A 26,206-nucleotide genomic window follows, 5' to 3' on the forward strand; every position below is an offset into this window, starting at 1 on the left:
GATGCCCTGATTGCACCGGCTCCCCCGCGTTCCCTGTGATCGCTGCGGCACGCATACTCGGGGGGTGACCGCATACGACGCCGTCGTCCTCGCCGGAGGTGCCGCCCGGCGGCTCGGCGGTGCGGACAAGCCCGGCGTGCATGTGGGCGGCCGCGCCCTGCTCGACCGGGTGCTGGCCGCCTGCGCCGACGCGCGCACCACCGTCGTCGTGGCCGCTCCCCGCCCGACCGTGCGGCCCGTGACCTGGGCCCGCGAGGACCCGCCCGGCGGCGGCCCGGTGGCCGCCCTTGACGCCGGGCTACGGCACACCTCGGCGGAGCACGTGCTGGTCCTCTCCGCCGACCTGCCCTTCCTCGAAGAGGGCACCGTACGGCGGCTGCTGACCGTCCTGCGTGAGAGTGGCGCCGACGGCGTGCTGCTCACGGATGCCGACGGCCGCGACCAGCCGCTGGTGGCCGCGTACCGCGCGCCCGTGCTGCACCACGGACTCAAAGCACTCACAAGCGAGCACGGCGGCCTCACCGGCCTCCCCCTCCGCCGACTCACCGCCGGCCTCCATCTCAGCCGCGTCCCCGACCCCGTCGCATCCTTCGACTGCGACACCTGGGACGACATCGCCACCGCCAGGGCACGCATCAGGGAGCATGGGCACGTGTTGGATGAATGGATTTCCGCAGTCAAGGACGAGCTGGGCATCGACCTGGACGTCGACATCAGCGTGCTGCTCGACCTGGCCCGCGACGCCGCCCACGGCGTGGCCCGGCCCGCGGCACCACTGACCACCTTCCTCGTCGGCTACGCGGCCGCGCAGGCCGGGGGAGGCCCCGAGGCGGTGGCCGAGGCATCCCGCAAGGCCGCCGCCCTCGCCCTCCGCTGGGCGGACGAGAACGACGAGAACACGGCCGACGCCAAGCCGGACACAGCCCCGGACGCCGGATGACCGCCCGGGCGACCCGGACCGGCGAGGACGCCGAGGACCTCGACATCGAGGAAGTGCTCGCGCTCGTGAAGGAAGACAACGGCCGCACCCCCGGCAACCACGTGCCCGCGCCCGGCCCCCAAGAGCCGGAACAGAAGTCCGGACCCAAGCCGGACCCCCACCACAAGGCCACCCCCTGGCCCGAGGCCCGCACCATCGCCGCCCGAGCCGCCCGTGCCATGCGCCTGGGCACTCGCCGAGCGCTCGTCTCGGTACGCATCGAGGACGCCCTCGGCCTCACTCTGGCCGCACCTCTCGCCGCCCTCACCGATCTCCCCTCCTTCGACACCTCGGCGATGGACGGTTGGGCGATCGCGGGCCCCGGCCCTTGGGAAGTACGCGACGAGGGTGTCCTGGCCGGGCGCGCGGAGCCCGAGCCGCTCACCGACGGCGAGGCGGTCCGTATCGCCACCGGCGCCCGGATCCCCTCGGACACCACCGCCGTCCTGCGCAGCGAGCACGGCCGCAGCGACGACAAGGGCCGCCTGCACGCCACCCGGGAGGTCCAGCACGGACAGGACATCCGCCCGCGCGGTCAGGAGTGCCGCAACGGCGACCAGCTCCTGCCGCCCGGCACCCTCGTCACCCCGGCAGTACTCGGCCTCGCCGCGGCCGCCGGATACGACACCCTGACCGCCGTACCCCGCCCCCGCGTCGAAGTCCTCGTCCTGGGCGACGAGTTGCTCACCAAGGGCACTCCCCGTGACGGCCTGATCCGCGACGCGCTCGGCCCGATGCTCCCGCCCTGGCTGCGCGCACTCGGCGCCGAGATCACCGCCGTACGCCGCCTCGGCGACGACGCCAAGGCGCTGCACAAGGCCATCACCGCATCCGACGCCGACCTCGTCGTCACCACCGGCGGCACCGCGGCCGGCCCCGTCGACCACGTCCACCCCACGCTCCAGCGCATCGGCGCCGAGCTCCTGGTCAACGGCGTCAAGGTGCGCCCCGGCCACCCGATGCTGCTGGCCCGCACCAAGGAGAACCAGCACCTGGTCGGCCTGCCGGGCAACCCCCTCGCCGCCGTCTCCGGCCTGCTCACGCTCGCCGAACCGCTGCTGCGCACCCTCGCCGCACGCCCGGCCCCGGAGCCGTACACCCTGCCCCTGAGAGGCGAGGCGCACGGGCATCCGTACGACACCCGGCTCATCCCCGTCGTCCTGCGCGGCGACAGCGCCGTTCCGCTGCACTACAACGGCCCCGCCATGCTGCGCGGTATCGCGGCGGCGGACGCGCTGGCCGTCGTACCGCCCGGTGGGGCCCGTCCGGGTCAGGAGCTCGAACTCCTCGACCTGCCCTGGGCGTCCGCCGGAATCGGGGTGTGTTTCACGTGAAACTTCCGGGCCATGACGCGATCGCCCGCCAGGCGGACGAGCATCTCGTGACCCATCGGGTGAAGCTCCCGAGGAAGGTGGTGGAGCACCCGTTCCGGCAGGTGGCCAAGCGGGTCATCATGGCTCTGCTGGTGCTGGTCGCCACCGCCCTGATCGTCTACTTCGACCACGACGGCTACAACGACAACTCCGACGGCTCCGTCGACCTGCTCGACTCCTTCTACTACGCGACCGTCACCCTCTCGACCACCGGCTACGGCGACATCACGCCGGTCAGTGATGCCGCCCGGCTCGTCAACATCTTCGTCGTCACGCCCCTGCGTGTGATGTTCCTGATCATCCTGGTCGGCACCACGCTCGAGGTCCTCACCGAACGCACCCGGGAGGAATGGCGCCTGAACCGCTGGAGGTCCACCTTGCGCGACCACACCGTCGTCGTCGGCTTCGGTACGAAGGGGCGCTCGGCGATCCAGACCGTCTGTGCGACCGGGCTGAAGAAGGAACAGGTCGTGGTGGTCGACCCCAGCGCCAAGGTGATCGAGGCAGCCACGGCCGACGGCTATGCGGGGATCGTCGGGGACGCGACGCGCAGCGAGGTACTCAAGCGGGCCGAGGTCCACAAAGCCCGGAAGATCATCATCGCGACCCAGCGCGACGACACGGCCGTCCTGGTGACGCTGACGGCCCGGCAGCTCAACAAGGGCGCCAAGATCGTGGCCGCGGTGCGCGAGGAGGAGAACGCGCCGCTGCTGAAGCAGTCCGGCGCCGACGCGGTCATCACCAGCGCCAGCGCGGCCGGCCGGCTCCTCGGTCTGTCCGTGCTCAGCCCCGCGGCCGGCATGGTGATGGAGGACCTCATCCAGCAGGGCAGCGGGCTCGACATCGTCGAACGGCCGGTCATAAAGGCCGAGGTGGGCAAGGGGCCGCGTGAGACGGACGACCTGGTGGTGAGCGTCGTACGCGGGCACCGGGTGCTCGGATACGACGATCCGGCCATCGGGACGCTGGAGTTGACGGACCGGTTGATCACGATCGTGCGGGCGACGCCGGGCTCGCAGATCGCGCCCGACGTCCGCCCGATTCCCTCGAGCTGACTACTTGCGGTTGTACAGCCGCATCGTGACCGGTCCGAAGATCGCGATGAACAGGCCCGCCCAGCCCAGCGACCAGGCGATCTCGTCGGTCGGCCAGGCGCCCGCCATCAGCTCGCGGACCGCCGAGGACAGGTGGGTGATCGGGCTGTTGTTGACGAAGGCCTGCAGCCAGCCCGGCATGGTCGTCGGGTCGACGAAGATGTTGGACAGGAAGGTCAGCGGGAACATCACCATCATGCTGACGCCCATCACCGACTTCTCGGTGCGCAGCAGCAGCCCGAACATCGTCCAGATCCACGAGAACGCGAACGAGAAGACGATCAGCAGCGCGATCCCGGCGACCACACCGCCGAACCCGCCGTCCGGGCGGTAGCCGAGGATCACGCCGACGGTGAGCATCACGACGGACGCGATCGTGTAGCGCAGGGCGTCGCCGAGCAGATAGCCGACCATCACCGAGGGCCGCCAGATCGGCAGCGTACGGAAGCGGTCGAAGACGCCCTTCTCGATGTCGGTGTTCACCGAGACGCCCGTGTACATCGTGATCATCACCACCGACATCACCATGATGCCCGGCAGCAGGAACTGGATGTACTCCTTCGGGGACCCGGCCAGGGCACCCCCGAACAGGTACGTGTACATCAGCACCATCATGATCGGGAACGCGGTGACGTCGAAGAGCTGCTCCGGTACGTGCTTGATCTTGAGGATCGCCCGCCAGCCGAAGGTCAGCGAGGCCGACAGCGCGCTGGGCCGTGGCGGCCGTTCCCCGGCGACGAGCAACGCGGCGAGGGACTCGGCGCTGACGGGGGCGAGGTCCTGGGTCTCGGTCGTTGTCGCGGTGCTCATGCCGCCACCTCGTCCTTGGGCTCGTGGGTGTCGTGTCCGGTGAGGGCGAGGAACACCTCGTCCAGGCTGGGCTGGCCGAGGGAGAAGTTGTCCACTACGACGCCGCCCCGGGCCAGCTCGGCGAGCGCGCGGGCCGCCTGCTCGGCCGCCCCCTGACCGTTCGCGGCGCCGCCGCCGACGCGCGCTGTCAGGGCCACCGGATCGGGCTCCAGCTGCACCTGCACGTCCAGGGTCCGCCGTAGCACCTCCGCCGCCTCGGGCCGCTGCTGTGCGTCCCGCAGCCGCAGGTGTACGGAGCCGGCGCCGACGGACGCCTTGAGCTCGCCCTTGGTCCCCTCGGCGATCACCCTGCCGTGGTCGATGACGGCGATCCGGGACGCCAGCTGGTCGGCCTCGTCGAGGTACTGCGTGGTCAGCAGCACGGTCGTGCCCTGGGCGACCACCGCGCGCACGATGTCCCAGACCTGGTTGCGGCTGCGCGGGTCGAGGCCGGTCGTCGGCTCGTCGAGGAAGAGCAGCTCGGGGGTGTTGAGGATGGACGCGGCGATGTCGATGCGGCGCCGCATGCCGCCGGAGTAGTGCTTGACCTGCTTTCCGGCCGCTTCCGTGAGCCCGAAGGCGTCCAGTAGCTGCCCGGAGCGCTCCCGCGCGGCCCTCTTGTCGTGGCCGAGGAGCCGGCCCAGCAGGACCAGGTTCTCGGTGCCGGTGAGGTCCTCGTCCACGGAGGCGTACTGGCCGGTGAGGCTGACCCGGCCGCGGACCTCGTCGGCCTCGCGGACGACGTCGTGGCCGAAGACGTGCGCCTGGCCGCCGTCAGGACGCAGGAGGGTGGCGAGCATCCTCACTGTGGTTGTCTTGCCGGCGCCGTTCGGGCCGAGGAGGCCGTAGACCGTGCCGGCCGGCACGGCGAGGTCGACTCCGTCGACGGCCCTCGTATCGCCGAAGGTCTTCACCAGGCCTGCGGTCTCGATGGCCACGGCTGACGGGTGCTGGCTCATGGTGGGGTTTCCTTCCGCGTACTTGGGTTACGCATGGGGAGACCTTTACCGTCGCTCAAACTCATCGGTCCTGCACAGTGATTTTCGGAGGGGACCTGTTGCAGGGCGGCTGCGGGCCGGTGGGGGCTGGTCGCGCAGTTCCCCGCGCCCCTGAGTGGGTGCGGGCAGCGCCAGTCACGATGGGCGGGGAGTAGCGTCGCCGCCATGCATGCGATCACGATTCCCGAACCTGGTGGGCCCGAGGCGCTGGTCTGGAGTGAAGTCCCGGATCCCGTGCCCGGCGAGGGCGAGGTCCTGGTCGAGGTGGCGGCCAGTGCCGTCAACCGGGCCGACATCCTGCAGCGGCAGGGCTTCTACAACCCGCCGCCGGGGGCGTCCCCCTACCCCGGCCTGGAGTGCTCCGGGCGGATCGTCGCGCTCGGCACCGGCGTCTCCGGCTGGTCCGTCGGCGACGAGGTGTGCGCGCTGCTCGCGGGCGGTGGCTACGCCGAGAAGGTCGCCGTACCGGCGGGCCAGCTGCTGCCCGTGCCCAAGGGCGTCGGCCTCACGCAGGCCGCGGCGCTGCCCGAGGTGGTCTGCACGGTCTGGTCGAACGTCTTCATGATCTCCCACCTGCGCCCCGGCGAGACGCTGCTCGTGCACGGCGGCTCCAGCGGCATCGGCACGATGGCGATCCAGCTCGCGAAGGCCGTCGGCGCGAAGGTCGCCGTCACGGCGGGCACGCAGGGGAAGCTGGACCGGTGCGCCGAACTGGGCGCCGACATCCTGGTCAACTACCGCGAGCAGGACTTCGTCGAGGAGATCAAGAAGGCCACCGACGGAGCCGGCGCCGACGTCATCCTCGACAACATGGGCGCCAAGTACCTGGACCGCAACGTCCAGGCCCTCGCCGTCAACGGCCGGCTCGCGATCATCGGCATGCAGGGCGGCATCAAGGGCGAGCTGAACATCGCCGCACTCATGAACAAGCGGGCCGCGATCAGCGCGACCTCGCTGCGCGCCCGCCCGATCGAGGAGAAGACGGCGATCGTGGCGGCCGTACGCGAGCACGTCTGGCCCCTCCTCGACGCCGGTCACATCCGCCCGGTCGTCGACCGCGAGGTGCCGATCAGTGACGCGGCCGCCGCGCACCGGGTCGTGGAGGAGAGCGGCCACATCGGCAAGGTCCTGCTGGTCACGGCGTAGGTCCTAACCGCGCCGCACCCTCAGGGCGAGGAGAGCGAGCCCCAGGCCGAGCCCGACGAGCACCAGGCCGCTGCCGAGGGGCAGGATCTGCAGCCGGGGCCGGGAGGGTGCCTCGGCCTGCCCCACGGGGTGCGCGGACGGCCCGGTTTTCTGCGGCTCATCCGCTGCGGCATCGGCGGCGGCCTCTGTGGCACTGTCCCGCGCGCCGTCGGTGGCCTCGTCGGTGTCGGCGGCACCCGCGTCGTTCGGTGGCGTCTCCGCTTCCGGGTCGGCAGACCTCGCGGGATCCACCGGCTCCACCCGCCGTCCCGGCCGCTCCCGGCCTTCCCCCGCCCGGCTCCCGGCCCGGGAGCCGGAGGGGGAAGGCGCGACGGAGGCTGAAGGGGAGGCACGCAGCGGCCCGTGCGCCGGCATCGGCTCCGACGGGGTACCGGAGGGGGTGGCCGACGCGCTCGCGGTGGCACTCGGCGACGACTCGACGCCGTACGCCTGCTGAGCTCCGTAGGGAGAAACCACCGCCGCCGCCCCCACCACGATCAGCAGTCCCGTCGCCCGCAGCCATGGAGTCACGGAACAAGCCTGGCATCAGGTAGCTCACCCGGCATTCCGGACTCCGCTGGACAGTCGATCCGCTCTGTAAACGGTGGATCACCCTCCACCGGGGGCACCAGGGTGGTGAGGTGTACGGGTGCGAGAGAATGGCGGCATGGAGATGCCGAGGAACGAACGGTCGCCGGAGAACCCCCAGATCCTGGTCGTGGGCCAGGACGGGATGGCCCTCGGCGGCGGAGGCGACGAGGACTCCCGCGAGATTCCGGTGACGGAGATGGTCGAGCAGCCGGCGAAGGTCATGCGGATCGGAAGCATGATCAAGCAGCTGCTCGAAGAGGTCCGCGCCGCTCCCCTGGACGAGGCGAGCCGGGTCCGGCTCAAGGAGATCCACGCCAGCTCGGTGAAGGAGCTGGAGGACGGCCTGGCCCCCGACCTCGTCGAGGAGCTGGAGCGGCTCTCCCTGCCCTTCACGGACGACGGGATCCCGAGCGACGCGGAACTGCGCATCGCCCAGGCCCAGTTGGTCGGCTGGCTGGAGGGTCTCTTCCACGGGATCCAGACCACGCTGTTCGCCCAGCAGATGGCCGCGCGGGCCCAGCTGGAGCAGATGCGCCGCGCGCTCCCGCCGGGCGTCGGCGGCCACGAGGGCGACGACCCGCGCGCGGGCGGCCGCTCTGGCGGCCCGTACCTGTAAACCCCTCACACACGCACGAAGGGCCCGGCAGCTTCGGATGCCGGGCCCTTTACTCGTTCTACTCGTTCGGGTTCTTGTGCGGCTTCAGTGCGAAGTCGGTGTGCGTGACCTTGGCCACGGCCCGCCGCCGGCCGAGCCGACCTCAGGGCACGGACACGTCAAGCTCGGTGCCCGTTCCGTGGCCGTAAGCGAAAGAAGCGTCGCGCAAGCGTTACAGGTGCCCTACGGCCGGTACACAGGATTTGCACGCCGGCACGTAATACAGGTTTGATGACCGGTCCGTCTCGGTCCGGTCCCCGGGCTCATCCCGGACCGGTGGCTTGCGCGGAGGCTGTAGCGTGGCCGACGGAGACCGTAACAACACCGCGCGCACCGCGGGCAGAAACGACGGCGAGGACTGATGGCACAGCAGCAGCGCGCTCAGGGCCCGTCCGACCCCGAGGCGACTGGCGGCGGGATGTCAGATGCGCCGGAATTGTGGGGTAACGGCGGGCTGGTCGGCGACGGCCGATATCGACTGACACGCAGACTCGGCCGGGGCGGCATGGCCGAGGTGTTCGCGGCCGAGGACGTACGTCTCGGACGCACCGTGGCGGTCAAGCTGCTGCGCGCCGACCTTGCCGAGGACCCGGTTTCCAAGGCCCGCTTCACGCGCGAGGCCCAGTCCGTGGCCGGCCTCAACCACCACGCGATCGTCGCCGTGTACGACTCCGGCGAGGACTTCGTCGGCGGTCAGTCCGTGCCGTACATCGTCATGGAGATCGTCGAGGGGCGCACGATCCGCGACCTCCTCCTCAACGCCGAGGCGCCCGGCCCCGAGCAGGCCCTGATCATCGTCTCCGGTGTGCTGGAGGCGCTCGCCTACTCGCACCAGCACGGCATCGTGCACCGCGACATCAAGCCGGCGAACGTCATCATCACGCACAACGGCGCCGTCAAGGTCATGGACTTCGGCATCGCCCGCGCGCTGCACGGCGCCCAGTCGACGATGACGCAGACCGGCATGGTCATGGGCACCCCGCAGTACCTCTCCCCGGAGCAGGCGCTCGGCAAGGCGGTCGATCACCGCTCCGACCTGTACGCGACGGGCTGCCTGCTCTACGAACTCCTCGCCCTGCGGCCCCCGTTCACCGGCGAGACCCCGCTGTCCGTGGTCTACCAGCACGTCCAGGACATCCCGACGCCGCCGTCGGAGTTCTCCGACGCCTCGCCGCCGGAGCTCGACGGGCTCGTCATGCGCTCGCTCGCCAAGGAGCCGGACGACCGCTTCCAGACGGCCGAGGAGATGCGCGGGCTGATCCAGTACGGCCTGCAGATGCTGTACGACCAGGGCAGTCACACCGGCACCTGGAACACCGGCCCGGTGAACGCGCACGACGGCCGGCAGACCCCGGCGGGAGGCTTCGCGAGCACGACCGTGCTGCGCCAGACCGGCGACCCCTCCGGCACCGCCCAGATCCCCCGGCCCATCCTGCCCTCCGGCTACGGCGGCGGGGACGACGGCGGCTTCGAGGGGAACGGCAACAAGGGCAGCGGCCGCGGCAAGCTCTGGATCCTCGCCGTGCTCGCGGTGGTCGCCATTGCCGCGGGCGTCGCGCTTGCGCTCAACGGCGGTGACGGGGGCGGTGGCGGCAACGGCACCACGACGTCGCCGACCGCCTCGCAGACCACCGACGACGAGACGGCCAGCGAGACGCCGAGCGACGAGGCGACGGACGAGGCCACCGACACGTCCACGGACGACGGCACGAGTTCCGGCGGCTCCAGCTACACGCCGTCGTACACGCCTTCGTACACGCAGTCCTACACGCCTTCGCCCACGGCGACGCAGCCGTCCGAGACGGCGACTGAGCCGACGGAGACGGCCGAGCCGACCGAGACGGCGACGCAGCCCACGGAGACGGCCGAGCCGACGGACACCGCCGGGGGCGACACCGAAGGCGGCGAAGGCTGATCAGCCTCCACTGACGCACACTCCGCACGCGCGCGTGGGACCCGGGAACGGGCTCCACGCGCGCTTGCCGGGCTCCTGTGCCGGCCGCCGTGTCAGTCGCCGTGCCGGTCTTCATGTCCGGCGGCGAACGCGTCGCACACCGCGTCGTACTCCCGCGTCCACCACACCGCGAGCGCCGAGGCCGCCGGGAACTGCGGGTCCGCGCGGGTGTCGCCGCGCTCGTAGTGCCAGCGCAGCATCCAGAAGTCGTTGAGGCGCTCCCACCACACGCGGTGCACGGCCGCCGCGAGCTGGGAGGGCGTGGCCCCGGCCGCGCGCCGGTACGCGCGCGCGTACGCCCGCACCTTCGGCAGGTCGAGCGCCCCCGCGGGCCGTACGAAGAAGATCGCGGCGGCGCGTACGGCCTCCTCCGCGCGGGGCTTCACGCCGAGCCGGTCCCAGTCGACGATCGCGGCGGGCGCGTCGCCCTTGTAGAGCAGGTTGAACGGGTGGAAGTCGCCGTGCACCCAGCCCACCGAGCCGCCGTGCGGAGGCCGCCGGCCGGCGTGCTGTTCCAGCAGTGCGCGCCGCTCCAGGAGGCGGTGGCGGGCCAGTTCGTCGAAGGAGTCGGCGGGGCGGTGGCGGCGTACGCGCGCGAGGAGGTCGTCGATGAGGGCGAAGGTGTCGGCGGGGTCGGCGCTTCCGTCGGCGGGGGCGGCGCCCCCGGCGGGTTGGGTGCGCGCCCGCGCGTGCGCCGGCATCACGCGCTCCAGGCTCGCATGCACCACCCCCAGCAGCGCTCCGAGCCGCCCGCACTGGCCGGCGGTGAGCTGGCCGCCGTGGCGGTGCCGCCCCTCGATCCACGGGTGCAGGGCGTACGCGTGACCGCCGACGACCGCCACCGTGCGCCCGTCGTGGCCGGTGAGCGGCGGCGCCACCGGGACGCCCAGGTCGGCCAGGCGCTGGGTGGCCCGGTGCTGGCGGGCGATCGCGGCCGGGTCGGCGGTCTCCGGGTCGAAGTGGTGCTTGAGGAAGTAGCGGCCGCGGGTCGTACAGAGCCGGTAGCCGCGGTTGAGCAGCCCCTGGTCGACGGGTTCGCAGGCGAGGGCGGAACCGGCGGCGTACTGGCGGAGGAGGGCGCCCAACGGGGGCGCGTGAGGCATGAGGGGTGGTACACATGGGCGCGGCACGCGCCAGATGCTAGGGCACGATCCGGGCCTGTGAGCTGGGCGTTGTCACAGACAGTCGCTGACAGTCTCTTTCGGTCACGGCATGTGCTCGAAGTGGCGTTCCAGGGCGCCGTCCGTCGAGTGCACGGTCCCGAACTGGGGCTCGACGGCCAGATAGACGGGCTCGTACGGCTCGCCGTCCACGGAGCGGGGAGCGGGGCCGAAGCGCTCGATCTCGGCGGCGGTGGGGTCGTACGCCGCGCACTCGCCCACGACCTGCACCGACCACAGGCCCTCCCCCGGGCGGGCGAAGCTCAGGTTGTCGGAGCCGTACGCGACCACGCCGCCGACGCACGCCCGGTGGTAACCGACGCTCCCCGGCATCCGGATCAGGAGCCGGCCGTCCACCACGATGTGGCGGGCGAAGGCGAGAAAGGGCAGGGCGCGCATGCTGGTGGCGACCCGGCCGTAGTCGGTACGGGCGAGCAGGTCGACGGCGAGCTGTTCGGCGGAGGGCATGTACTCACTGTGCGCGGAGGGGCAGCAGCGACAACAGGGACATAGGTCCCTAATGCGCTCGGTGACGCCTCAGTGTTTCTCCGCCTGCATCCGCGCCACGTACGCGGCCGCCTGGGAGCGCCTCTGCATACCGAGTTTGGAAAGCAAACTCGAGACATAGTTCTTGATCGTCTTCTCGGCGAGGTGCAGCCGCTCACCGATCTGGCGGTTGGTGAGCCCCTCGCCGATCAGGTCGAGGATCCTGCGCTCCTGGTCGGTGAGGTGCGCGAGCTTGTCGTCGGACCTGGCGGTGCCGCCGTCGCGCAACCGCTCGAGCACGCGCGCGGTGGCCACCGGGTCGAGCAGGGACTTGCCGGCGGCGACGTCCCGGACGGCATCCAGCAGTTCGTTGCCGCGGATCGCCTTGAGGACGTACCCGGAGGCGCCCGCCATGATCGCGTCGAAGAGGGCCTCGTCGTCGGCGAACGAGGTCAGCATCAGGCACTTCACCGACTCGTCCCCGGAGCGGATCTCGCGGCACACCTCGACGCCGCTGCCGTCCGGCAGCCGTACGTCGAGCACCGCGACGTCGGGCCGGGTGGCCGGGATCCGCGCCAGCGCTTCGGCCGCCGTGCCGGCCTCGCCGACGACCTCGATGTCCGCCTCGACCGACAGGAGTTCATGGACACCGCGCCGGACGACCTCGTGGTCGTCGAGGAGAAATACCCTGATTTTTCCTTCTTCGCGCACGAGGTCAGTCTCACACAAGCTCCACGGACCTGCTCCGGGTGGGCTCTTCCCGTGACCTGGGTCACCGATATAACGTGCCGTTGTTCCGGCCCCCTGCAAGGCTGTGACCAGGAGTTGTTCCAGGCTTTCGGGATTTACTTGGAAATCCAAGCAAAATCCCAGGTCAGGAGGGGTTTCACAGAAATGTGGAGCACTGGGTAACGTGCCTTTTGCAGGGCGCTCGCCGGGGCACCTGTCACGCCTGTCCCGAACGAGCCGCACCCACCCCGTGCGTCCGTAGGGCCGCAGGTGAGCCGCACTGGCACCCGGCGAACCCGGGTACGCCGGACCGACGGAGGAGCACACGTGACCGTGGAGAGCACTGCCGCGCGCACACCGCGACGCAGCGCCAGTACCAAGAGCCCGGCCGGCAAGCGCACGACCGCCAAGAAGGCGCCGGGCACCGACCCCGAGCTCGTGCAACTGCTGACGCCCGAGGGCAAGCGCGTCAAGAACGCCGAGTACGACTCGTACGTCGCCGGCATCACCCCCGATGAGCTCCGCGGTCTGTACCGCGACATGGTGCTCACCCGCCGCTTCGACGCCGAGGCCACCTCCCTTCAGCGCCAGGGCGAACTGGGCCTGTGGGCCTCGCTGCTCGGCCAGGAGGCCGCCCAGATCGGCTCCGGCCGGGCCACCCGCGAGGACGACTACGTCTTCCCGACCTACCGCGAGCACGGCGTCGCCTGGTGCCGAGGCGTCGACCCCACCAACCTGCTGGGCATGTTCCGCGGCGTGAACCACGGCGGCTGGGACCCCAACGACAACAACTTCCACCTGTACACGATCGTCATCGGCTCGCAGACGCTGCACGCGACGGGCTATGCGATGGGCGTGGCCAAGGACGGCGCGGACAGCGCGGTCATCGCGTACTTCGGCGACGGCGCCTCCAGCCAGGGTGACGTGGCCGAGTCGTTCACCTTCTCCGCGGTCTACAACGCCCCGGTGGTGTTCTTCTGCCAGAACAACCAGTGGGCGATCTCCGAGCCGACCGAGAAGCAGACCCGCGTCCCGCTCTACCAGCGCGCGCAGGGCTACGGCTTCCCGGGCGTCCGCGTCGACGGCAACGACGTCCTCGCCTGCCTCGCCGTGACGAAGTGGGCGCTGGAGCGCGCTCGCCGCGGCGAGGGCCCGACGCTGGTCGAGGCGTACACCTACCGCATGGGCGCCCACACCACCTCCGACGACCCGACGAAGTACCGGGCCGACGAGGAGCGCGAGGCGTGGGAGGCGAAGGACCCGATCCTGCGCCTTCGTCGGTACCTCGAGGCCTCAAACCACGCGGACGAGGGATTTTTCGCGGAACTGGAGACCGAGAGCGAGGCGTTGGGAAGGCGAGTGCGCGAAGCGGTCCGCGCCATGCCGGACCCGGACCACTTCGCCATCTTCGAGCACGTGTACGCGGACGGGCATGCGCTCGTCGACGAGGAGCGAGCCCAGTTCGCCGCCTATCAGGCGTCGTTCGCGGACTCGGAGGGTGAGGGGGTCTGATCATGGCGGCAGAAACCGTGACATCCAAAAGCATGGCCCTGGCCAAGGCGATCAACGAATCGCTGCGCCGCGCCCTGGACTCCGACCCCAAGGTCATCATCATGGGCGAGGACGTCGGCAAGCTCGGCGGCGTCTTCCGCGTGACGGACGGCCTCCAGAAGGACTTCGGCGAGAGCCGCGTCATCGACACCCCGCTCGCCGAGTCGGGCATCGTCGGCACGGCGATCGGCCTCGCCCTCCGCGGCTACCGCCCGGTCGTGGAGATCCAGTTCGACGGCTTCGTCTTCCCGGCCTACGACCAGATCGTCACGCAGCTCGCGAAGATGCACGCGCGCTCGCTCGGCAAGGTCAAGCTCCCGGTCGTCGTCCGCATCCCCTACGGCGGCGGCATCGGCGCGGTCGAGCACCACTCGGAGTCCCCCGAGGCGCTGTTCGCGCACGTGTCGGGCCTGAAGATCGTGAGCCCCTCCAACCCGTCCGACGCGTACTGGATGATGCAGCAGGCCATCCAGAGCGACGACCCGGTGATCTTCTTCGAGCCCAAGCGACGCTACTGGGACAAGGCCGAGGTCAACACCGAGGCGATCCCCGGCCCGCTGCACAAGGCCCAGGTGGTCCGCGAGGGCACGGACCTCACGCTCGTCGCCTACGGCCCCATGGTGAAGCTCTGCCAGGAGGTCGCCGACGCGGCCGCCGAGGAGGGCCGGTCCCTGGAGGTCCTCGACCTGCGCTCGGTCTCGCCCCTGGACTTCGACTCGATCCAGACCTCGGTGGAGAAGACACGCCGCCTCGTGGTGGTCCACGAGGCGCCGGTCTTCTTCGGTTCGGGCGCGGAGATCGCCGCCCGGATCACCGAGCGCTGCTTCTACCACCTGGAGGCACCGGTGCTCAGGGTCGGCGGCTACCACGCCCCGTACCCGCCGGCCCGCCTGGAGGACGAGTACCTGCCGGGCCTGGACCGGGTGCTCGACGCCGTCGACCGTGCCCTGGCGTACTGAGGAGAGGGTCGTGACGACGATGACTGAAGCGTCCGTGCGGGAGTTCAAGATGCCCGACGTGGGCGAGGGACTCACCGAGGCCGAGATCCTCAAGTGGTACGTCCAGCCCGGCGACACGGTGACGGACGGCCAGGTGGTGTGCGAGGTGGAGACGGCGAAGGCGGCCGTCGAACTCCCCATCCCCTACGACGGAGTGGTCCGCGAACTCCGCTTCCCCGAGGGCACCACGGTGGACGTGGGCACGGCGATCATCGCGGTGGACGTGGCGGGCGGGGGCGCGGCTCCGGCCGAGGCATCCGTCGAAGCCCCCGCACCCGAGACCGCTGTGGAGAAGAAGCCGGAGGGCCGCACGCCGGTCCTCGTCGGCTACGGCGTCGCCACCTCCTCGACCAAGCGCCGCCCGCGCAAGGGCCCCGAGGTCCCGGTCCAGCAGGCCTCGGCCGAGAAGATCCAGGCCGTCCAGGCGGTCCAGACCGAGCTGAACGGCCACGGCCCGGCCGCCGCCGTGGAGTCCCGCCCCCTGGCCAAGCCGCCGGTGCGCAAGCTGGCGAAGGACCTGGGCGTCGACCTGGCGACGGTGACCCCGTCCGGCCCGGACGGCATCATCACGCGCGAGGACGTGCACGCGGCGGTGACGCCGGTTCCCGAACCGGTCGTCGAGGCGCCCGAGCCTGTCCGGGCCGCCGCCCCCGTGCCCGCCCCGGTCGCGTCGTACGACGCGACCCGTGAGACCCGTATCCCGGTCAAGGGCGTCCGCAAGGCCACGGCCGCGGCGATGATCGGCTCCGCCTTCACCGCGCCGCACGTCACCGAGTTCGTGACGGTCGACGTGACCCGCACGCTGAAGCTGGTCGAGGAGCTCAAGCAGGACAAGGATCTCGCCGGTCTCCGGGTGAACCCGCTCCTGCTCATCGCCAAGGCCCTCCTGGTCGCCATCAGGCGCAACCCGGACATCAACGCTTCCTGGGACGAGCCGAACCAGGAGATCGTGCTCAAGCACTACGTCAACCTGGGCATCGCGGCGGCCACTCCTCGCGGCCTGATCGTCCCGAACATCAAGGACGCCCACGCGAAGACGCTGCCGCAACTGGCCGAGTCCCTGGGCGAGCTGGTCGCCACGGCCCGCGAGGGCAGGACGTCCCCCGCGGCCATGCAGGGCGGCACGGTCACCATCACCAACGTCGGCGTCTTCGGCGTCGACACCGGCACGCCGATCCTCCCGCCCGGCGAGGCCGCGATCCTCGCGGTCGGCTCGATCAAGCTCCAGCCGTGGGTCCACAAGGGCAAGGTGAAGCCGCGCCAGGTGACGACCCTGGCACTGAGCTTCGATCACCGGCTGGTGGACGGGGAGTTGGGCTCCAAGGTGCTGGCCGATGTGGCCGCGATTCTGGAGCAGCCGAAGAAGCTGATTACCTGGGGGTGACGACCCGGGGCGGTATAGGTTGAAGTCTGAAGGGACGGCCGCAAGTTCTGATTGCGGCCGCCCCTTCATTCGTGAGGTCGGTCAGGGAAGCTTGAGTACGTAAACCGGGTCCCCGTCCTCGCTGCCGCCGCGGGAGTGGATGCAGGCGTGCTTGCGCAGCAGGCGCAGGCATTCGTTGACACGGTGCACCGAGAGTCCCGTCCGGGCCGCGATCGAGGCCAGCGGCTGGCGTAGCTCGCCCCGCTCGACCAGAACCGGCGCGATCACCACCGCCACCGTCCAGACGTCCTCGGTCACGGACAACCGCTGCCGCCAGTCGGCCAGGACGGACTCCGTGGTGGGGCGCGCGGAGAAGCCGGGTTCGGGTGCCGGGCGGTCGAGGGCCAGTACGTCGAGCCGGTTCGCGATGCGGTCCATGGCTTGGGCGATGGTCTGCTGCGCGGTGAGGGTGGAACGCTGCAACTCCAGCATCTCTCGTTGCATTCCCACCATTTCCTGCTGCGTCTCCGCCATCTCTTTCTGCAGGGCGAGTGACTTGTGCTGGGCGACGGCGAATTGCTCGTCCGCCTGAAGATTGCGCTCTTCGAGCCGGACGATGGCCTCGGCGACCTGTTCCGGCATGGCGTACGCGACCGGAGCCCCCGGGCCGGCGGGCTGCACCTCGGCCTCCTCAAGGGTGTAGGAACCCTCGCGCTGAACGGTCTCGATCACCTCGGCGACCCACTGCTTGAAGGGTTCGCAGGAGGGCTTGGTGCAGGCGCTGACGAGAAGGATCAGGCCTTGGAGGTCGATGAGATTCAGGTCTCGACGCCACTCCCTACCTGCGGGAATGCTGAGACAGTGACTTCCAGTCACTGTCTCAAGAATCTCTCGATGTTCCTCCGGGACATGGTCGAGGAGAGCCTTTCGAGGGGTGGTGTACCCCAACTTCTTGCAGACATCCACCGCCGGAAACCAGTGCGTCCCGTCCGGCGTGGTCAGCCTTCGGATCCGGGTCCCGGTCGCCGCGTAGACGAAGTCGCTGGCATCGATCGCGTCGTGCTGTGTCCGAGGGTCGGGCTGGTGCTTGCTGGGTTCGATCATGTGAACCACCTCCGCCGCGGACCGTAGGGCGGAGGAAATCGAACATGCCAGCCCGTGCATGGATGTTCACGATTGCGAGCGAAGATCACCGATCCCGCTACGCCGGACGGCCAGTGCGTGCATGACGGAGGGCTCAGCGGCGCAGTGCCTCCGCCGGTTCGACGCGTGCCGCGCGCCAGGCCGGGTAGAGGCCGGCGAGCAGGCCTGTCAGGAGGCCGATCGCGGGGGCCGTCGCGGCCGTCGCCGGGTGGATTACCGGTGTCCAGTCGCGGATTGCCGCGACCGTCACCACGGTCAGGACGCCCAGGGACGTGCCGACCAGGCCGCCCAGTGTGCCGAGTGCGGCCGACTCCGCGAGGAACTGGACCGTGATGTGGCGGCCGCGTGCGCCCAGGGCCCGGCGCAGACCGATCTCTCCCGTGCGTTCCAGGACGGCGACCAGTGTGGTGTTGGCGATGCCCACCGCGCCGATGACCAGGCAGATCGCCGCGAGGAGGAGGAAGAGCCGGCTGAGGTCGTCGCCCACCCCGGTCCGTAGGGCGCGGGGGTCGGGGGGCGGTACGACCTTGAAGTACGCGGGATGGTCGGGGCGCAGCGCGGTCGCGGCCTCGTGGGCGATCTGCGTGGCCGCACCGAGCCGGGTCGAGACCAGCATCTTCGCGCCGCCCGACTCCGGTGCGCCCCAGATACGTTCCGCGGTGGTGCGCGGTACGACTACCGACAGCAGCAGGTCGGCCTTGCGGTCGGTGGCGGAGACGATGCCGGTGACGGTGAAGGGCCGGCTGCCGATGAAGATCGCCGGGTGGGTCTCCAGCGTGGTGATGCCGAGCCGTTCGGCGACGCCCGCGCCGATGACGGCCACGGGTGCCGCCTGGTCGGAGGCGTAGGCGTCGTAGACCCTGCCCTCCGCGAGCCGGGTCCCCGCCGCGGCGAACACGCCGGGCGAGGCGGCCACCACGTCGATTCCGCTCTGGGTACCGGTACTGCCGTCGCCCACGGGAGAGGAACGTACCGGGGTGTCCGGGTCGAGCCGCACCGGCCAGTACACGCCCGCGTGTTCGACGCCGTGCAGCCGGCCGATGCGGGCGTCGGCGTCCGCCGGGAAGGCGAGCCCCGCGAACTCGTCCTGTTCGTGGGCGACGTCCTCGATGCTCACCTCGGTCGCGCTGAGCGCGTTGAACCGTGTGTCGATCTGGGCGGAGGCGGTGGCCGTCAGGCCGAGGATCGCCACGAACGTGCCCACGCCGAGCACCGTCCCCAGGGCGGTCAGCGCGGAGCGCGCCGGACGTTGCAGCATCCCCGCGAGGGACTCCGAGAGCACGTCACGCCAGCCGAACACGGAGGGTGGGATGCGGTGTTCCGCCGCCGCCCGCGGGGTCCTCGCCCGGATCAGGCTTCTCGCCCCGATCGCGCCCTTCACGCGACCGCCTCGGACGACGGGGTCTCCGGCGTGTTCGGTGTTTCCGGCATCTCAGGTCCATCGCTCAGAACCCCGTCCCGTATCGCCACCGTCCGTTCGGCGCGGGCGGCGACCAGGGGGTCGTGGGTGATGACCAGGACGGTCATGCCGTCCGCGTGCAGTTCCTCCAGCAGGGCAAGTACCGACTCGGCGTTGGCCGTGTCGAGGTTTCCGGTCGGTTCGTCGCACAGCAGCAGGGAGGGGCGGGCCACCAGCGCCCGCGCGATGGCGACCCGCTGCCGCTCGCCGCCGGAGAGGCGGGTGGGCAGGGCGTCGATGCGATGGCCGAGGCCCACCCGCTCGAGCGCCCGGCGGGCCAGGGGCACCCGGTCCCGGCGGGGGGCGCCGTTGTAGACCATGGCGAGCGTGACGTTCTCCACGGCGCTGCGCTGGGGCAGCAGATGGAAGGACTGGAAGACGAACCCGATGCGTCGCCCGCGCAGGGCCGTGCGGTCCGCGTCCCGGAGGGCGCCCGTGTCGATGCCGTCCAGGAGATACGTCCCGCTGGTGGGCCCGTCGAGCAGCCCGGCGATGTTGAGGAACGTGGACTTCCCGGATCCCGACGGACCCACGACGGCGACGAACTCGCCCCGTTCTATGGTCAGTTCGCAGGGCCGGAGAGCGGCCACGGGCGGCGGCCCCGGGTACGTCAGCCCGACCCCGCGGAACTCGATGACCGGCGCGGACGCCGCCGTCACGAGGTCCCCTCGGCGGAATCAGCGGAATCAGCGGAATCGATGGAATCGCCGGACGCGCGGGGCACTCCCGTGACCACCTGGTCGCCCTGTATGAGACCGCCGCTCCCGGCCACCGGCACGACGGCCACGAACCCGTCGCCCGAGGTGCCCGCCCGTACCTCCACCCGCCGCCTGGCACCGCTCGCCTCGACCACGGTCACAGTGGTCCGCCCGTCCGCGCCGGAGCTGATCGCGGTGATGGGTACGACCAGCGCCTTCCCCTCGGTCGACGCCGCGATGACGGTGACGCGTACGTCCTGTCCGGTGAGTTCGGCGTTCAGGGGCTTGTCGGGGGTGATCTGCACGAGCCGGCCCTGGGCGCTCTGGCTCTGAGCGGTCCCGGCCTCCCCGGCCTCCCCGTTCTGCCCCTGCTCCCCGGATGTGGCGGGTGGGTCGGAGACGGAGGTGACCTCGCCCCGCGCGGACGTGCCGCTCACCTCGGAGTAGATCTCGGCCCGGCGTCCGGAACGTATGAGGTCCTTCTGGTACTCGGGGACGTACGCCTGCACGACCAGCCGGCCCGCGGACAGCGTCATAGCGGTCCCGGACGCCTCACCCCCGACCTTGGCGGAGACCGAGCCGACGCGCGCCGGGAAGCTCTGCACGAACACCACCTCGGCGGCGGGCAGTATCGGCCCCGCGGCCGCCTCGGCGGCGGTGAGCTTCGCGCGGGCGTCGGCGAGGTCCTCCCGCGCCCGGCGCACGGCCTTGCCCTGGCTCGCGGTGTCCTCGTCGCCCGCCTCGCTCGTCGAACGCCCGGAATCCGTAACTGTGTTGGCCGACGCCAGCGCGTCCTCGGTGTCCTCCAGAGCGCGTTCGGCGGCGGTGACCTGGCCGCGGGCGTCCTCGACGGGGTCGCCCTCGCCGTCGTACGCGGAGACGGGTTCGTAACCCAGCGTCGCGTAGAAGGAGTTGAGCGCTGCCTTCGTGCCGGAGCCGAAACGGCCCGTGGTGTCGGGGGCGGTGTCGTGGCCCAGTTTCCGCAGCGCGCGCTGGAGTTGGCGTACGTCGTCGCCCGTGGCGCCGGGACGCAGGTCGCGGTACACGGGGAGACTTCCCTGCAGCGTGAACACGGGCCGGCCGGACACCTCCATCAGGAGCCGTCCCGCCTTCACGGTGTCCCCGGCCCGCACCGGAATCCTGGTGATCACCGCTCGCGCCGCGCCCTCACCGGCGGGTACCTGGGGAATCACCTCGACCGTCTGTCCGGCCACCACCTGACCTCGGGTGATGACCGACGAGGTGAGCACCCGGTGCTCCACGGGGGCGGTCAGCACGTCGGGCGAGGGCGCCCCGGCCTCCGCGGCCACCTGCGCGGGCGACTTCACCAGCAGCGCCGCGCCGAGTCCGCCGAGGGTCGCGAGTACGGCGCCCAGGGCCACGGCGACCACCCATCGGCGCCGGCCGGCCATACCGCTCGGCCCCGACTCCGGCCCGCCCGGCCGGGCGACCTCGGTTTCCGTCGGCCGGTCCGGGTCCGTTTCCCTGCCCCGGTCCGCCTCGGCGGCCCCCCTGACCTGCGTCATCGCTGTCCTTCGTCGTCGCTCCGGCGTACGCGGTTCAGCCGCCGGCGATGCCACCGTCCGAGCCCGGAGAGCACTTCTCGGAGACGGCGAGGAACACGGCCGTCTTGAACGTCGCCGCCTCGTCGCCCGCCAACTCGACCTGCGCGTCGTCGGATCGGGATCCGGGAACTCGAGGAAGCCGTTCTCGCGCACGCGAGCGCTGAACTTCTCCGGCCACGACCATGGCCGGAGCCGCCGACGTGGCACCGGGCAGCAGACCGACGCACTTCGCCCGGGCACTGACCAGGTAGGCGTCGTCGTTCTGCCCTTGTCCACGCGGAGTTGGCTGTCGACGAGCTGTTCCAGGACGACGCCGTTGTCTTCGAGACAGCCGTGGTAGGCCTGTTCCCGGGCAAACAGGCTCCCGTGATCATGGGGTGGCAGAGCTTAGGCCCGCCCGAATCTGATCGTCTACTGTCCCTGGGGACAGTAGACGATCAGATTCAGCCTTGATTCACTCTTCCTTTGCAGGATCTTGATGATTCAATTGCATAGGACAGGGGGCGGAGTTGAACGGCAGCAGAACGGTGAGACGTGTCTCGGCACTCGCTGTATCGGTGGTCGCGGTCGGCGGGCTCGCACTGAGCACCGCGGGACCGGCGGCGGCCGTCGATCAGGACGACGGCATCCTGGAGGCAGGGGAGTTCGGCCTCTACTACTACTCGAGCCGGGGCGGCTGCGTCTTTGACCTCCTCGCCGGGGACAACGACTTCGCCAACAACGACTTCAAGGACCGCCCGACCTATGTGAACTGCGAAGGTGAAGGGGAGACGGTGAACGACAACACGGCGTCGTACTGGAACCGCGACACCACGATGTGGTACGTCTACACCGATTCGTTCCATGAGGGCATTCGGGGCGATCTCCCCGCCGGTCACGTCGGCAACGCCTCCTCTACCTTCAAGAACAAGATCTCGTCGAGCTATTGGTACCTCTGAACCGGCTCCGTGTGACCGCGTTCGGCGCCGTTCTTGCCCTGGCGGGCTGCTCCGCCGGCGGCTCGGACGGCGCCGGCGGGAGCACCGAACCCACCGTGACCTCCACGCCCACGATGCTCAGGACCGCCGACGTGAGCTTCCCAATGGACGCCTACGAAGCCACCGCCGAGCAGCAGGTCACGCTCGCGCGGGCCCAGGGCGTCCTCACCAGCCGGTGCATGGCCCGCCTCGGCTTCACCTACCAGGCCCCCGAGCGGCCCGTCAGCTCGGCGAGCGGGTCGAACGCCCGGGTCTTCGGCCTGGTGGACCCAGACACGGCCGCCCGGTACGGCTACCTGAACCCCGGGACGGCCAACGCCCCGGTGCGAGCGGCCACGGGGTCGCTGACCGAGGCCGAGCAGCTGGCGCTCAGCGGCGAGGACGACCTCGACCCGGCCGACGTGCCCGCGAACCTGGAGGAGGCCGAGAAGTCCGGCGGCAGCGACGTGACGTTCAACGGGGAGCGGGTGCCCGTCGGCGGCTGCGTCCGGGAGTCCTACCTCAAGCTCTACGCGCGCAAGGCGAACGAGGTCGACATCCTCTTCGTGTTCAACCTCAAGAGCGACGCAGAGTCGAAGGCGCGCGAGGACTCCCGGGTCCGCGCGGTCGACAAGCGCTGGTCGTCCTGTATGGCGAAGGCGGGGTACGAACTCACGGGTCCCGTGAACGCGGTCAAGGAACTGGGCCTCACCGAGTCGGACCTGTCCAGTCCCAGAGCGGTCACCGCGGCCAAGGCCGACGTGGCGTGCAAGCAGCGGGTCAACCTCGTAGGAGTGCGTTACGCGGTGACGACCGCCTACCAGCGCCGGCTGATCGAGGAGAACGCGCAGACCTTGTCGCTGGCCAAGGAACAGCTGGAGAGCCGGCTGCTGCTGGCGGCCGAACTGACCTGAACAGCCTGATCCGACCCGAGACGACCTGATGCCGAACTCATGTGGGCTGTGCCGGCTGCCCGATTCGCTGCGCGAGATCCTGGGCACGGCCCTCTCCCGGCTGCCCACTCTCACTGACCGGGAGCGCCAGATCCTCGGGCGGCTCGTCTCCTCCGAGGAGTACGGCGAACTCGCGCGGTCGCTCGGGATATCGGAGCGCACGGTCAAGTTCCATGTCGCGAACCTGCGCAACAAGCTGGGCGGGCTGAGTCGGCTCCAGTTGTGCCAGGTGGCCCTGCTCGATCTGACGTGCCTGCCGGACACCGCCGGGATCTGCGCCGCGCATCCGGCGCGATGAAAGGGCGAGGCCCGCCGCGTTCGTCCGCGGCGGGCCTTTCCCAGCTTCGAGTCCCTGCTTCGAGGGGTGTCAGCTGATCTTGGCGTAGCCGTAGTTGATGAGCTTCTTCACGTCCGCGGTGCGGTTGGCCGCCGAGGAGGCGGTCATGACGGCGCCCATCACCGACTCGCCGTTGAGCGTGGCGGCGAAGACGAGGCAGTACTTGGCCTCGGTGCCGGAGCCGGTCTTGATGCCGAGCGTGCCGTTCCAGCCGAGCAGCGTGTTGGTGTTGTCCCAGGCCGCCATCGTCCGGGTGGAACCGGACTTGGTGATGGTCTTCGCCTTGTACGACTTGGTCTTCACGACGGACTTGAACGTGGAGCTCTTCATCGCGCTGCGGGCGAGCAGCGTCAGGTCCTTCGGCGTCGAGTAGTTCGAGCCGTTGCTTATGCCGTCGAACGAGTCGAAGTGCGAGTTCGTCATGCCGAGCTGCTTCGCCTTGTTGTTCATCTTGGCGATGAAGTTCTTCACGCGAGCGGACACCGTCGAGCCGGTACCGAACTTGTCGGCGAGGGCCATCGCGGCGTCGCAGCCGGACGGCAGCATCATCCCGTAGAGCAGCTGGCGGACGGTGACCTTGTCACCGACGATCAGGTGGGCGGACGAGGCGCCCTTCGACACGATGTAGTCGCTGTACGCCTTCTTGATCGTGACCTTGGCGTCCAGGTTCAGGTTCGACTGCGTGAGCACGACCTTCGCGGTCATGATCTTCGTGGTGGAGGCGGTGAGCCGGTGGGTGTTCGGCGACTTGTAGAAGAGGGTCTTACCGGTCGAGCTGTTCATCAGGTACCCGCCCTTGGCGGTGATGGTGGGCGCGGTCACAGCCTGCGCCGGTGCCGCAGTGAGAGCTCCGGTGGCGAGCACTGCGCCCGTCGTCACAGCGACGGCTGCGGCTCTGCGGAAACGGAAACCCTTGGTGGCGGTTATCAACTCAAATACCCCGAATACGTTGAATGCCCCTGGAATGCGGCCGAGTTGGTGGAGAGGAAAGCGGGGCCGCACGTGTGTGACACGTAACTAGCACGGAAGGTTGTGCAACAGCTGGGGTGAGTGTGGCGTCCTTCGATGAGGGGTTTTGCCGGGGTCCGAATGGTGGACGGGGTCCGCCATGCGTACGTGTTGTATCTAAGATGTACTCATGCCGTCAGCCCCACCCGCCCCCGACAAGACCTCCGACAAGGCTTCGGTCAAGCAGCCCCCCGCCGCAGACCGCGTCTACGCCCACGTCAAGCAGGGCGTCCTGGAGCGCCGCTACGAGGGCGGCACCCTCCTCACCGAGGGCGAGCTCGCCGAGGCCGTCGGGGTCTCCCGTACCCCGGTGCGCGAGGCGCTGCTGCGGCTCGAGGTGGAAGGGCTGATCAAGCTCTACCCGAAGAAGGGCGCACTCGTCCTGCCCGTCTCCGCGCAGGAGATCGCGGACGTCGTCGAGACCCGGCAGCTCGTCGAGGAGCACACCGCGCGCAAGGCCGTACCGGCGTCGCCGCGGCTCATCGCGCGCCTCGAGGAACTGCTGGCGCAGCAGAAGGAGCAGGCCGCCGCCGGCGATCTCGCGGGCGCCGCCGTCATCGACCGCTGCTTCCACGCCGAGATCGTCCGCAGCGGGGGCAACGAGATCCTGAACCGGCTCTACGACCAGCTCCGCGACCGGCAGCTCAGGATGGGTGTCGCCGTGATGCACGCCCACCCGGACCGCATCACCAAGACGCTCACCGAGCACGAGCAGATCCTGCAGGCGCTGCGCTCCGGCGACGCGGACGCGGTCGTCGGCCTCATCCACGGGCACGTCGAGTGGTTCTCCAACCTGGCGCGGGGCGAGGTCCGATGAGCGCCCCTTCCTCCGCGGCTCTTCCCAGCGACCCGCCCGGCGGCCGCCGCGCGATGGCCGTCTGGGGCATCGGCGTCTCCGTCTACTTCGTCGCCGTCATCTTCCGTACGTCCCTCGGGGTCGCCGGCCTCGACGCGGCCGAGCGCTTCCACGTCAACGCCTCCGCCCTGTCGACCTTCTCGATCCTCCAGCTCCTCGTCTACGCGGGCATGCAGATACCCGTCGGCCTGCTGGTGGACCGGCTCGGCACGAAGAAGGTGCTGGGCCTCGGCGTCGTGCTCTTCACGGTGGGACAGCTGGGCTTCGCCTTCTCGCAGTCGTACGGCATGGCTCTCGCCTCCCGCGCCCTGCTCGGCTGCGGCGACGCGATGACCTTCATCAGCGTCCTGCGGCTCGGCACCCGCTGGTTCCCGGCCCGGCGCGGGCCGATGGTCGCGCAGTTCGCGGGCCTGGCCGGCATGGCGGGCAACCTGGTCTCCACCCTCGTCCTGGCCCGGCTGCTGCACGGCATCGGCTGGACGGCGGCCTTCGCGGGCAGCGCGCTCGCCGGAGTCGTCGTCCTCGTCCTGCTCCTGCTGTTCCTCAAGGACCACCCCGAGGGGCACGAGCCGGAGCCGTTCCCGCACCAGGGGGCGGCCTATGTACGGCGGCAGATCGCCGCGTCCTGGCGGGAGCCGGGGACCCGGCTCGGGCTGTGGGTGCACTTCACGACCCAGTTCCCGGCGATGGTGTTCCTGCTGCTGTGGGGGCTGCCGTTCCTCGTCCAGGCGCAGGGACTGTCCCGGGCCACGGCGGGGGAGCTGCTCACCCTCGTCGTGCTGTCCAACATGCTCGTCGGGTTGGTCTACGGCCAGGTCGTCGCCCGGCACCACGCGGCGCGGCTGCCGCTCGCGCTCGGGACCGTGGCGGCGACGGCGCTGATGTGGGCCGTCACGCTGGCCTACCCCGGCGAGCACGCGCCGATGTGGCTGCTGGTCGTGCTGTGCACGGTGCTCGGCGCGTGCGGGCCCGCCTCGATGCTCGGCTTCGACTTCGCGCGGCCCGCGAACCCGCCGGAGCGGCAGGGCACCGCCTCCGGCATCACCAACATGGGCGGCTTCGTCGCCTCGATGACCACCCTGTTCGCGATCGGGGTGCTGCTCGACGCCACCGGCGACAACTACACCGTCGCCTTCTCCTCGATGTTCGTCCTGCAGGCCCTCGGGGTCAGCCAGATCCTACGGCTGCGGAAGCGGGCGATCCGCCGGGAGCGGGAGCGGTTGGTGGCCAGCCGGGTGGAGACGGTGCACGTCCCCGCGTAGGCAC

General features: G+C 70.5%; 26 protein-coding genes. 14 read left to right on the forward strand and 12 right to left on the reverse strand.

Features of this window, described 5'->3' with window-relative positions; translation table 11 throughout:
* Positions 1-64 precede the first annotated feature (64 nt).
* From IG08_RS0128205 to IG08_RS0128215, 3 genes are read left to right on the forward strand one after another with little or no spacing between them, the layout of a single operon-like run.
* Complete coding sequence (locus IG08_RS0128205) at positions 65-940, forward strand: NTP transferase domain-containing protein (RefSeq protein WP_030608247.1); 876 nt, start codon at positions 65-67, stop codon at positions 938-940.
* The gene (locus IG08_RS0128210) at positions 937-2,313 is read left to right on the forward strand and encodes a molybdopterin molybdotransferase MoeA (RefSeq protein WP_030608250.1); all 1,377 of its coding nucleotides are present in this window, start codon (positions 937-939) and stop codon (positions 2,311-2,313) included. Before IG08_RS0128205 ends, IG08_RS0128210 begins: the two co-directional genes overlap by 4 nt.
* A complete protein-coding gene (locus IG08_RS0128215; RefSeq protein WP_030608252.1) occupies positions 2,310-3,407 on the forward strand; it encodes a potassium channel family protein in 1,098 nt (365 codons plus the stop codon). Before IG08_RS0128210 ends, IG08_RS0128215 begins: the two co-directional genes overlap by 4 nt.
* Here IG08_RS0128215 and IG08_RS0128220 read toward each other — a convergent pair whose 3' ends face one another.
* Together IG08_RS0128220 and IG08_RS0128225 are read right to left on the reverse strand one after the other, a co-directional pair.
* Positions 3,408-4,256, reverse strand: coding sequence for an ABC transporter permease (locus tag IG08_RS0128220; RefSeq protein ID WP_030608254.1), 849 nt, complete (start codon positions 4,254-4,256; stop codon positions 3,408-3,410). It lies immediately after the preceding gene.
* Positions 4,253-5,254 carry an ATP-binding cassette domain-containing protein gene (locus tag IG08_RS0128225; protein ID WP_030608255.1) on the reverse strand — a complete coding sequence of 334 codons (1,002 nt, stop codon included), beginning with the start codon at positions 5,252-5,254 and terminating at the stop codon, positions 4,253-4,255. The genes IG08_RS0128220 and IG08_RS0128225 overlap by 4 nt, the downstream gene beginning before the upstream one ends.
* A 204-nt stretch (positions 5,255-5,458) precedes the next feature.
* Between IG08_RS0128225 and IG08_RS0128230 the strand changes: the two genes are divergently transcribed.
* Entirely contained in the window at positions 5,459-6,439 is a 981-nt protein-coding gene (locus IG08_RS0128230; protein ID WP_030608257.1) for an NAD(P)H-quinone oxidoreductase, read from the forward strand.
* A gap of 3 nt (positions 6,440-6,442) precedes the next feature.
* On the opposite strand, the gene IG08_RS57480 is transcribed toward IG08_RS0128230, so the two are convergent.
* Positions 6,443-7,009, reverse strand: a complete 567-nt coding sequence (locus tag IG08_RS57480) for a hypothetical protein (RefSeq protein ID WP_078655788.1) — start codon at positions 7,007-7,009, stop codon at positions 6,443-6,445.
* A gap of 136 nt (positions 7,010-7,145) precedes the next feature.
* Between IG08_RS57480 and IG08_RS0128240 the strand changes: the two genes are divergently transcribed.
* A complete protein-coding gene (locus IG08_RS0128240; protein ID WP_030608262.1) occupies positions 7,146-7,685 on the forward strand; it encodes a bacterial proteasome activator family protein in 540 nt (179 codons plus the stop codon).
* A 400-nt stretch (positions 7,686-8,085) separates the two neighbouring features.
* A complete protein-coding gene (locus IG08_RS0128245; RefSeq protein WP_030608266.1) occupies positions 8,086-9,639 on the forward strand; it encodes a protein kinase domain-containing protein in 1,554 nt (517 codons plus the stop codon).
* A 92-nt stretch (positions 9,640-9,731) separates the two neighbouring features.
* Here IG08_RS0128245 and IG08_RS0128250 read toward each other — a convergent pair whose 3' ends face one another.
* The 3 genes from IG08_RS0128250 to IG08_RS0128260 form a co-directional block, all read right to left on the reverse strand.
* On the reverse strand, positions 9,732-10,781 hold the full coding sequence (locus tag IG08_RS0128250) for a phosphotransferase (protein ID WP_030608269.1): 1,050 nt from the start codon (positions 10,779-10,781) through the stop codon (positions 9,732-9,734).
* Positions 10,782-10,883: 102 nt separating this feature from the next.
* Positions 10,884-11,306 (reverse strand): pyridoxamine 5'-phosphate oxidase family protein, encoded by a 423-nt coding sequence (locus IG08_RS0128255; RefSeq protein ID WP_030608272.1) that lies wholly within the window; start codon positions 11,304-11,306, stop codon positions 10,884-10,886.
* Between the two features lie 69 nt (positions 11,307-11,375).
* Complete coding sequence (locus IG08_RS0128260) at positions 11,376-12,035, reverse strand: response regulator (RefSeq protein ID WP_030608275.1); 660 nt, start codon at positions 12,033-12,035, stop codon at positions 11,376-11,378.
* A gap of 345 nt (positions 12,036-12,380) precedes the next feature.
* On the opposite strand from IG08_RS0128260, the gene pdhA reads away from it, so the two are divergent.
* The 3 genes from pdhA to IG08_RS0128275 are packed head-to-tail and all read left to right on the forward strand — an operon-like array spanning position 12,381 to position 15,986.
* Positions 12,381-13,565: a pyruvate dehydrogenase (acetyl-transferring) E1 component subunit alpha gene (pdhA, locus tag IG08_RS0128265; protein WP_030608278.1), complete on the forward strand. Its 1,185-nt coding sequence runs from the start codon at positions 12,381-12,383 to the stop codon at positions 13,563-13,565.
* A 2-nt stretch (positions 13,566-13,567) separates the two neighbouring features.
* Complete coding sequence (locus IG08_RS0128270; RefSeq protein WP_030608281.1) at positions 13,568-14,563, forward strand: alpha-ketoacid dehydrogenase subunit beta; 996 nt, start codon at positions 13,568-13,570, stop codon at positions 14,561-14,563.
* Positions 14,564-14,573: 10 nt separating this feature from the next.
* Positions 14,574-15,986 carry a dihydrolipoamide acetyltransferase family protein gene (locus IG08_RS0128275; RefSeq protein ID WP_030608284.1) on the forward strand — a complete coding sequence of 471 codons (1,413 nt, stop codon included), beginning with the start codon at positions 14,574-14,576 and terminating at the stop codon, positions 15,984-15,986.
* Positions 15,987-16,067: 81 nt separating this feature from the next.
* Here IG08_RS0128275 and IG08_RS0128280 read toward each other — a convergent pair whose 3' ends face one another.
* The 5 genes from IG08_RS0128280 to IG08_RS60260 all read right to left on the reverse strand — a co-directional run bounded on the left by IG08_RS0128280 (position 16,068) and on the right by IG08_RS60260 (position 21,008).
* Complete coding sequence (locus IG08_RS0128280; protein ID WP_030608287.1) at positions 16,068-17,069, reverse strand: BRO-N domain-containing protein; 1,002 nt, start codon at positions 17,067-17,069, stop codon at positions 16,068-16,070.
* Between the two features lie 133 nt (positions 17,070-17,202).
* Positions 17,203-18,462: an ABC transporter permease gene (locus IG08_RS0128285; RefSeq protein ID WP_030608290.1), complete on the reverse strand. Its 1,260-nt coding sequence runs from the start codon at positions 18,460-18,462 to the stop codon at positions 17,203-17,205.
* A 23-nt stretch (positions 18,463-18,485) separates the two neighbouring features.
* The gene (locus IG08_RS0128290; RefSeq protein ID WP_052424916.1) at positions 18,486-19,226 is read right to left on the reverse strand and encodes an ABC transporter ATP-binding protein; all 741 of its coding nucleotides are present in this window, start codon (positions 19,224-19,226) and stop codon (positions 18,486-18,488) included.
* Complete coding sequence (locus IG08_RS0128295; RefSeq protein WP_234342993.1) at positions 19,223-20,791, reverse strand: peptidoglycan-binding protein; 1,569 nt, start codon at positions 20,789-20,791, stop codon at positions 19,223-19,225. Before IG08_RS0128295 ends, IG08_RS0128290 begins: the two co-directional genes overlap by 4 nt.
* Before the next feature lie 34 nt (positions 20,792-20,825).
* Complete coding sequence (locus IG08_RS60260) at positions 20,826-21,008, reverse strand: hypothetical protein (protein WP_158812289.1); 183 nt, start codon at positions 21,006-21,008, stop codon at positions 20,826-20,828.
* A 331-nt stretch (positions 21,009-21,339) separates the two neighbouring features.
* Here IG08_RS60260 and IG08_RS0128305 point away from each other — a divergent pair, with 331 nt between their 5' ends.
* The 3 genes from IG08_RS0128305 to IG08_RS54515 are packed head-to-tail and all read left to right on the forward strand — an operon-like array spanning position 21,340 to position 23,037.
* A complete protein-coding gene (locus tag IG08_RS0128305) occupies positions 21,340-21,768 on the forward strand; it encodes a hypothetical protein (protein WP_158812290.1) in 429 nt (142 codons plus the stop codon).
* Positions 21,769-21,779: 11 nt separating this feature from the next.
* Positions 21,780-22,700: a hypothetical protein gene (locus tag IG08_RS0128310; RefSeq protein ID WP_030608300.1), complete on the forward strand. Its 921-nt coding sequence runs from the start codon at positions 21,780-21,782 to the stop codon at positions 22,698-22,700.
* A gap of 28 nt (positions 22,701-22,728) precedes the next feature.
* Positions 22,729-23,037 (forward strand): helix-turn-helix domain-containing protein, encoded by a 309-nt coding sequence (locus tag IG08_RS54515; RefSeq protein WP_052424917.1) that lies wholly within the window; start codon positions 22,729-22,731, stop codon positions 23,035-23,037.
* Between the two features lie 69 nt (positions 23,038-23,106).
* On the opposite strand, the gene IG08_RS0128320 is transcribed toward IG08_RS54515, so the two are convergent.
* Entirely contained in the window at positions 23,107-23,955 is an 849-nt protein-coding gene (locus IG08_RS0128320; protein WP_030608304.1) for a D-alanyl-D-alanine carboxypeptidase family protein, read from the reverse strand.
* 259 nt (positions 23,956-24,214) lie between these two features.
* Between IG08_RS0128320 and IG08_RS0128325 the strand changes: the two genes are divergently transcribed.
* Both IG08_RS0128325 and IG08_RS0128330 read left to right on the forward strand, forming a co-directional pair.
* Positions 24,215-24,901, forward strand: coding sequence for a GntR family transcriptional regulator (locus tag IG08_RS0128325; RefSeq protein ID WP_030608307.1), 687 nt, complete (start codon positions 24,215-24,217; stop codon positions 24,899-24,901).
* A complete protein-coding gene (locus IG08_RS0128330) occupies positions 24,898-26,202 on the forward strand; it encodes an MFS transporter (protein ID WP_030608310.1) in 1,305 nt (434 codons plus the stop codon). Before IG08_RS0128325 ends, IG08_RS0128330 begins: the two co-directional genes overlap by 4 nt.
* Positions 26,203-26,206: the final 4 nt, after the last annotated feature.

The organism is Streptomyces fulvoviolaceus (assembly GCF_000718165.1).
In the GTDB taxonomy this organism is placed as follows: domain Bacteria; phylum Actinomycetota; class Actinomycetes; order Streptomycetales; family Streptomycetaceae; genus Streptomyces; species Streptomyces fulvoviolaceus.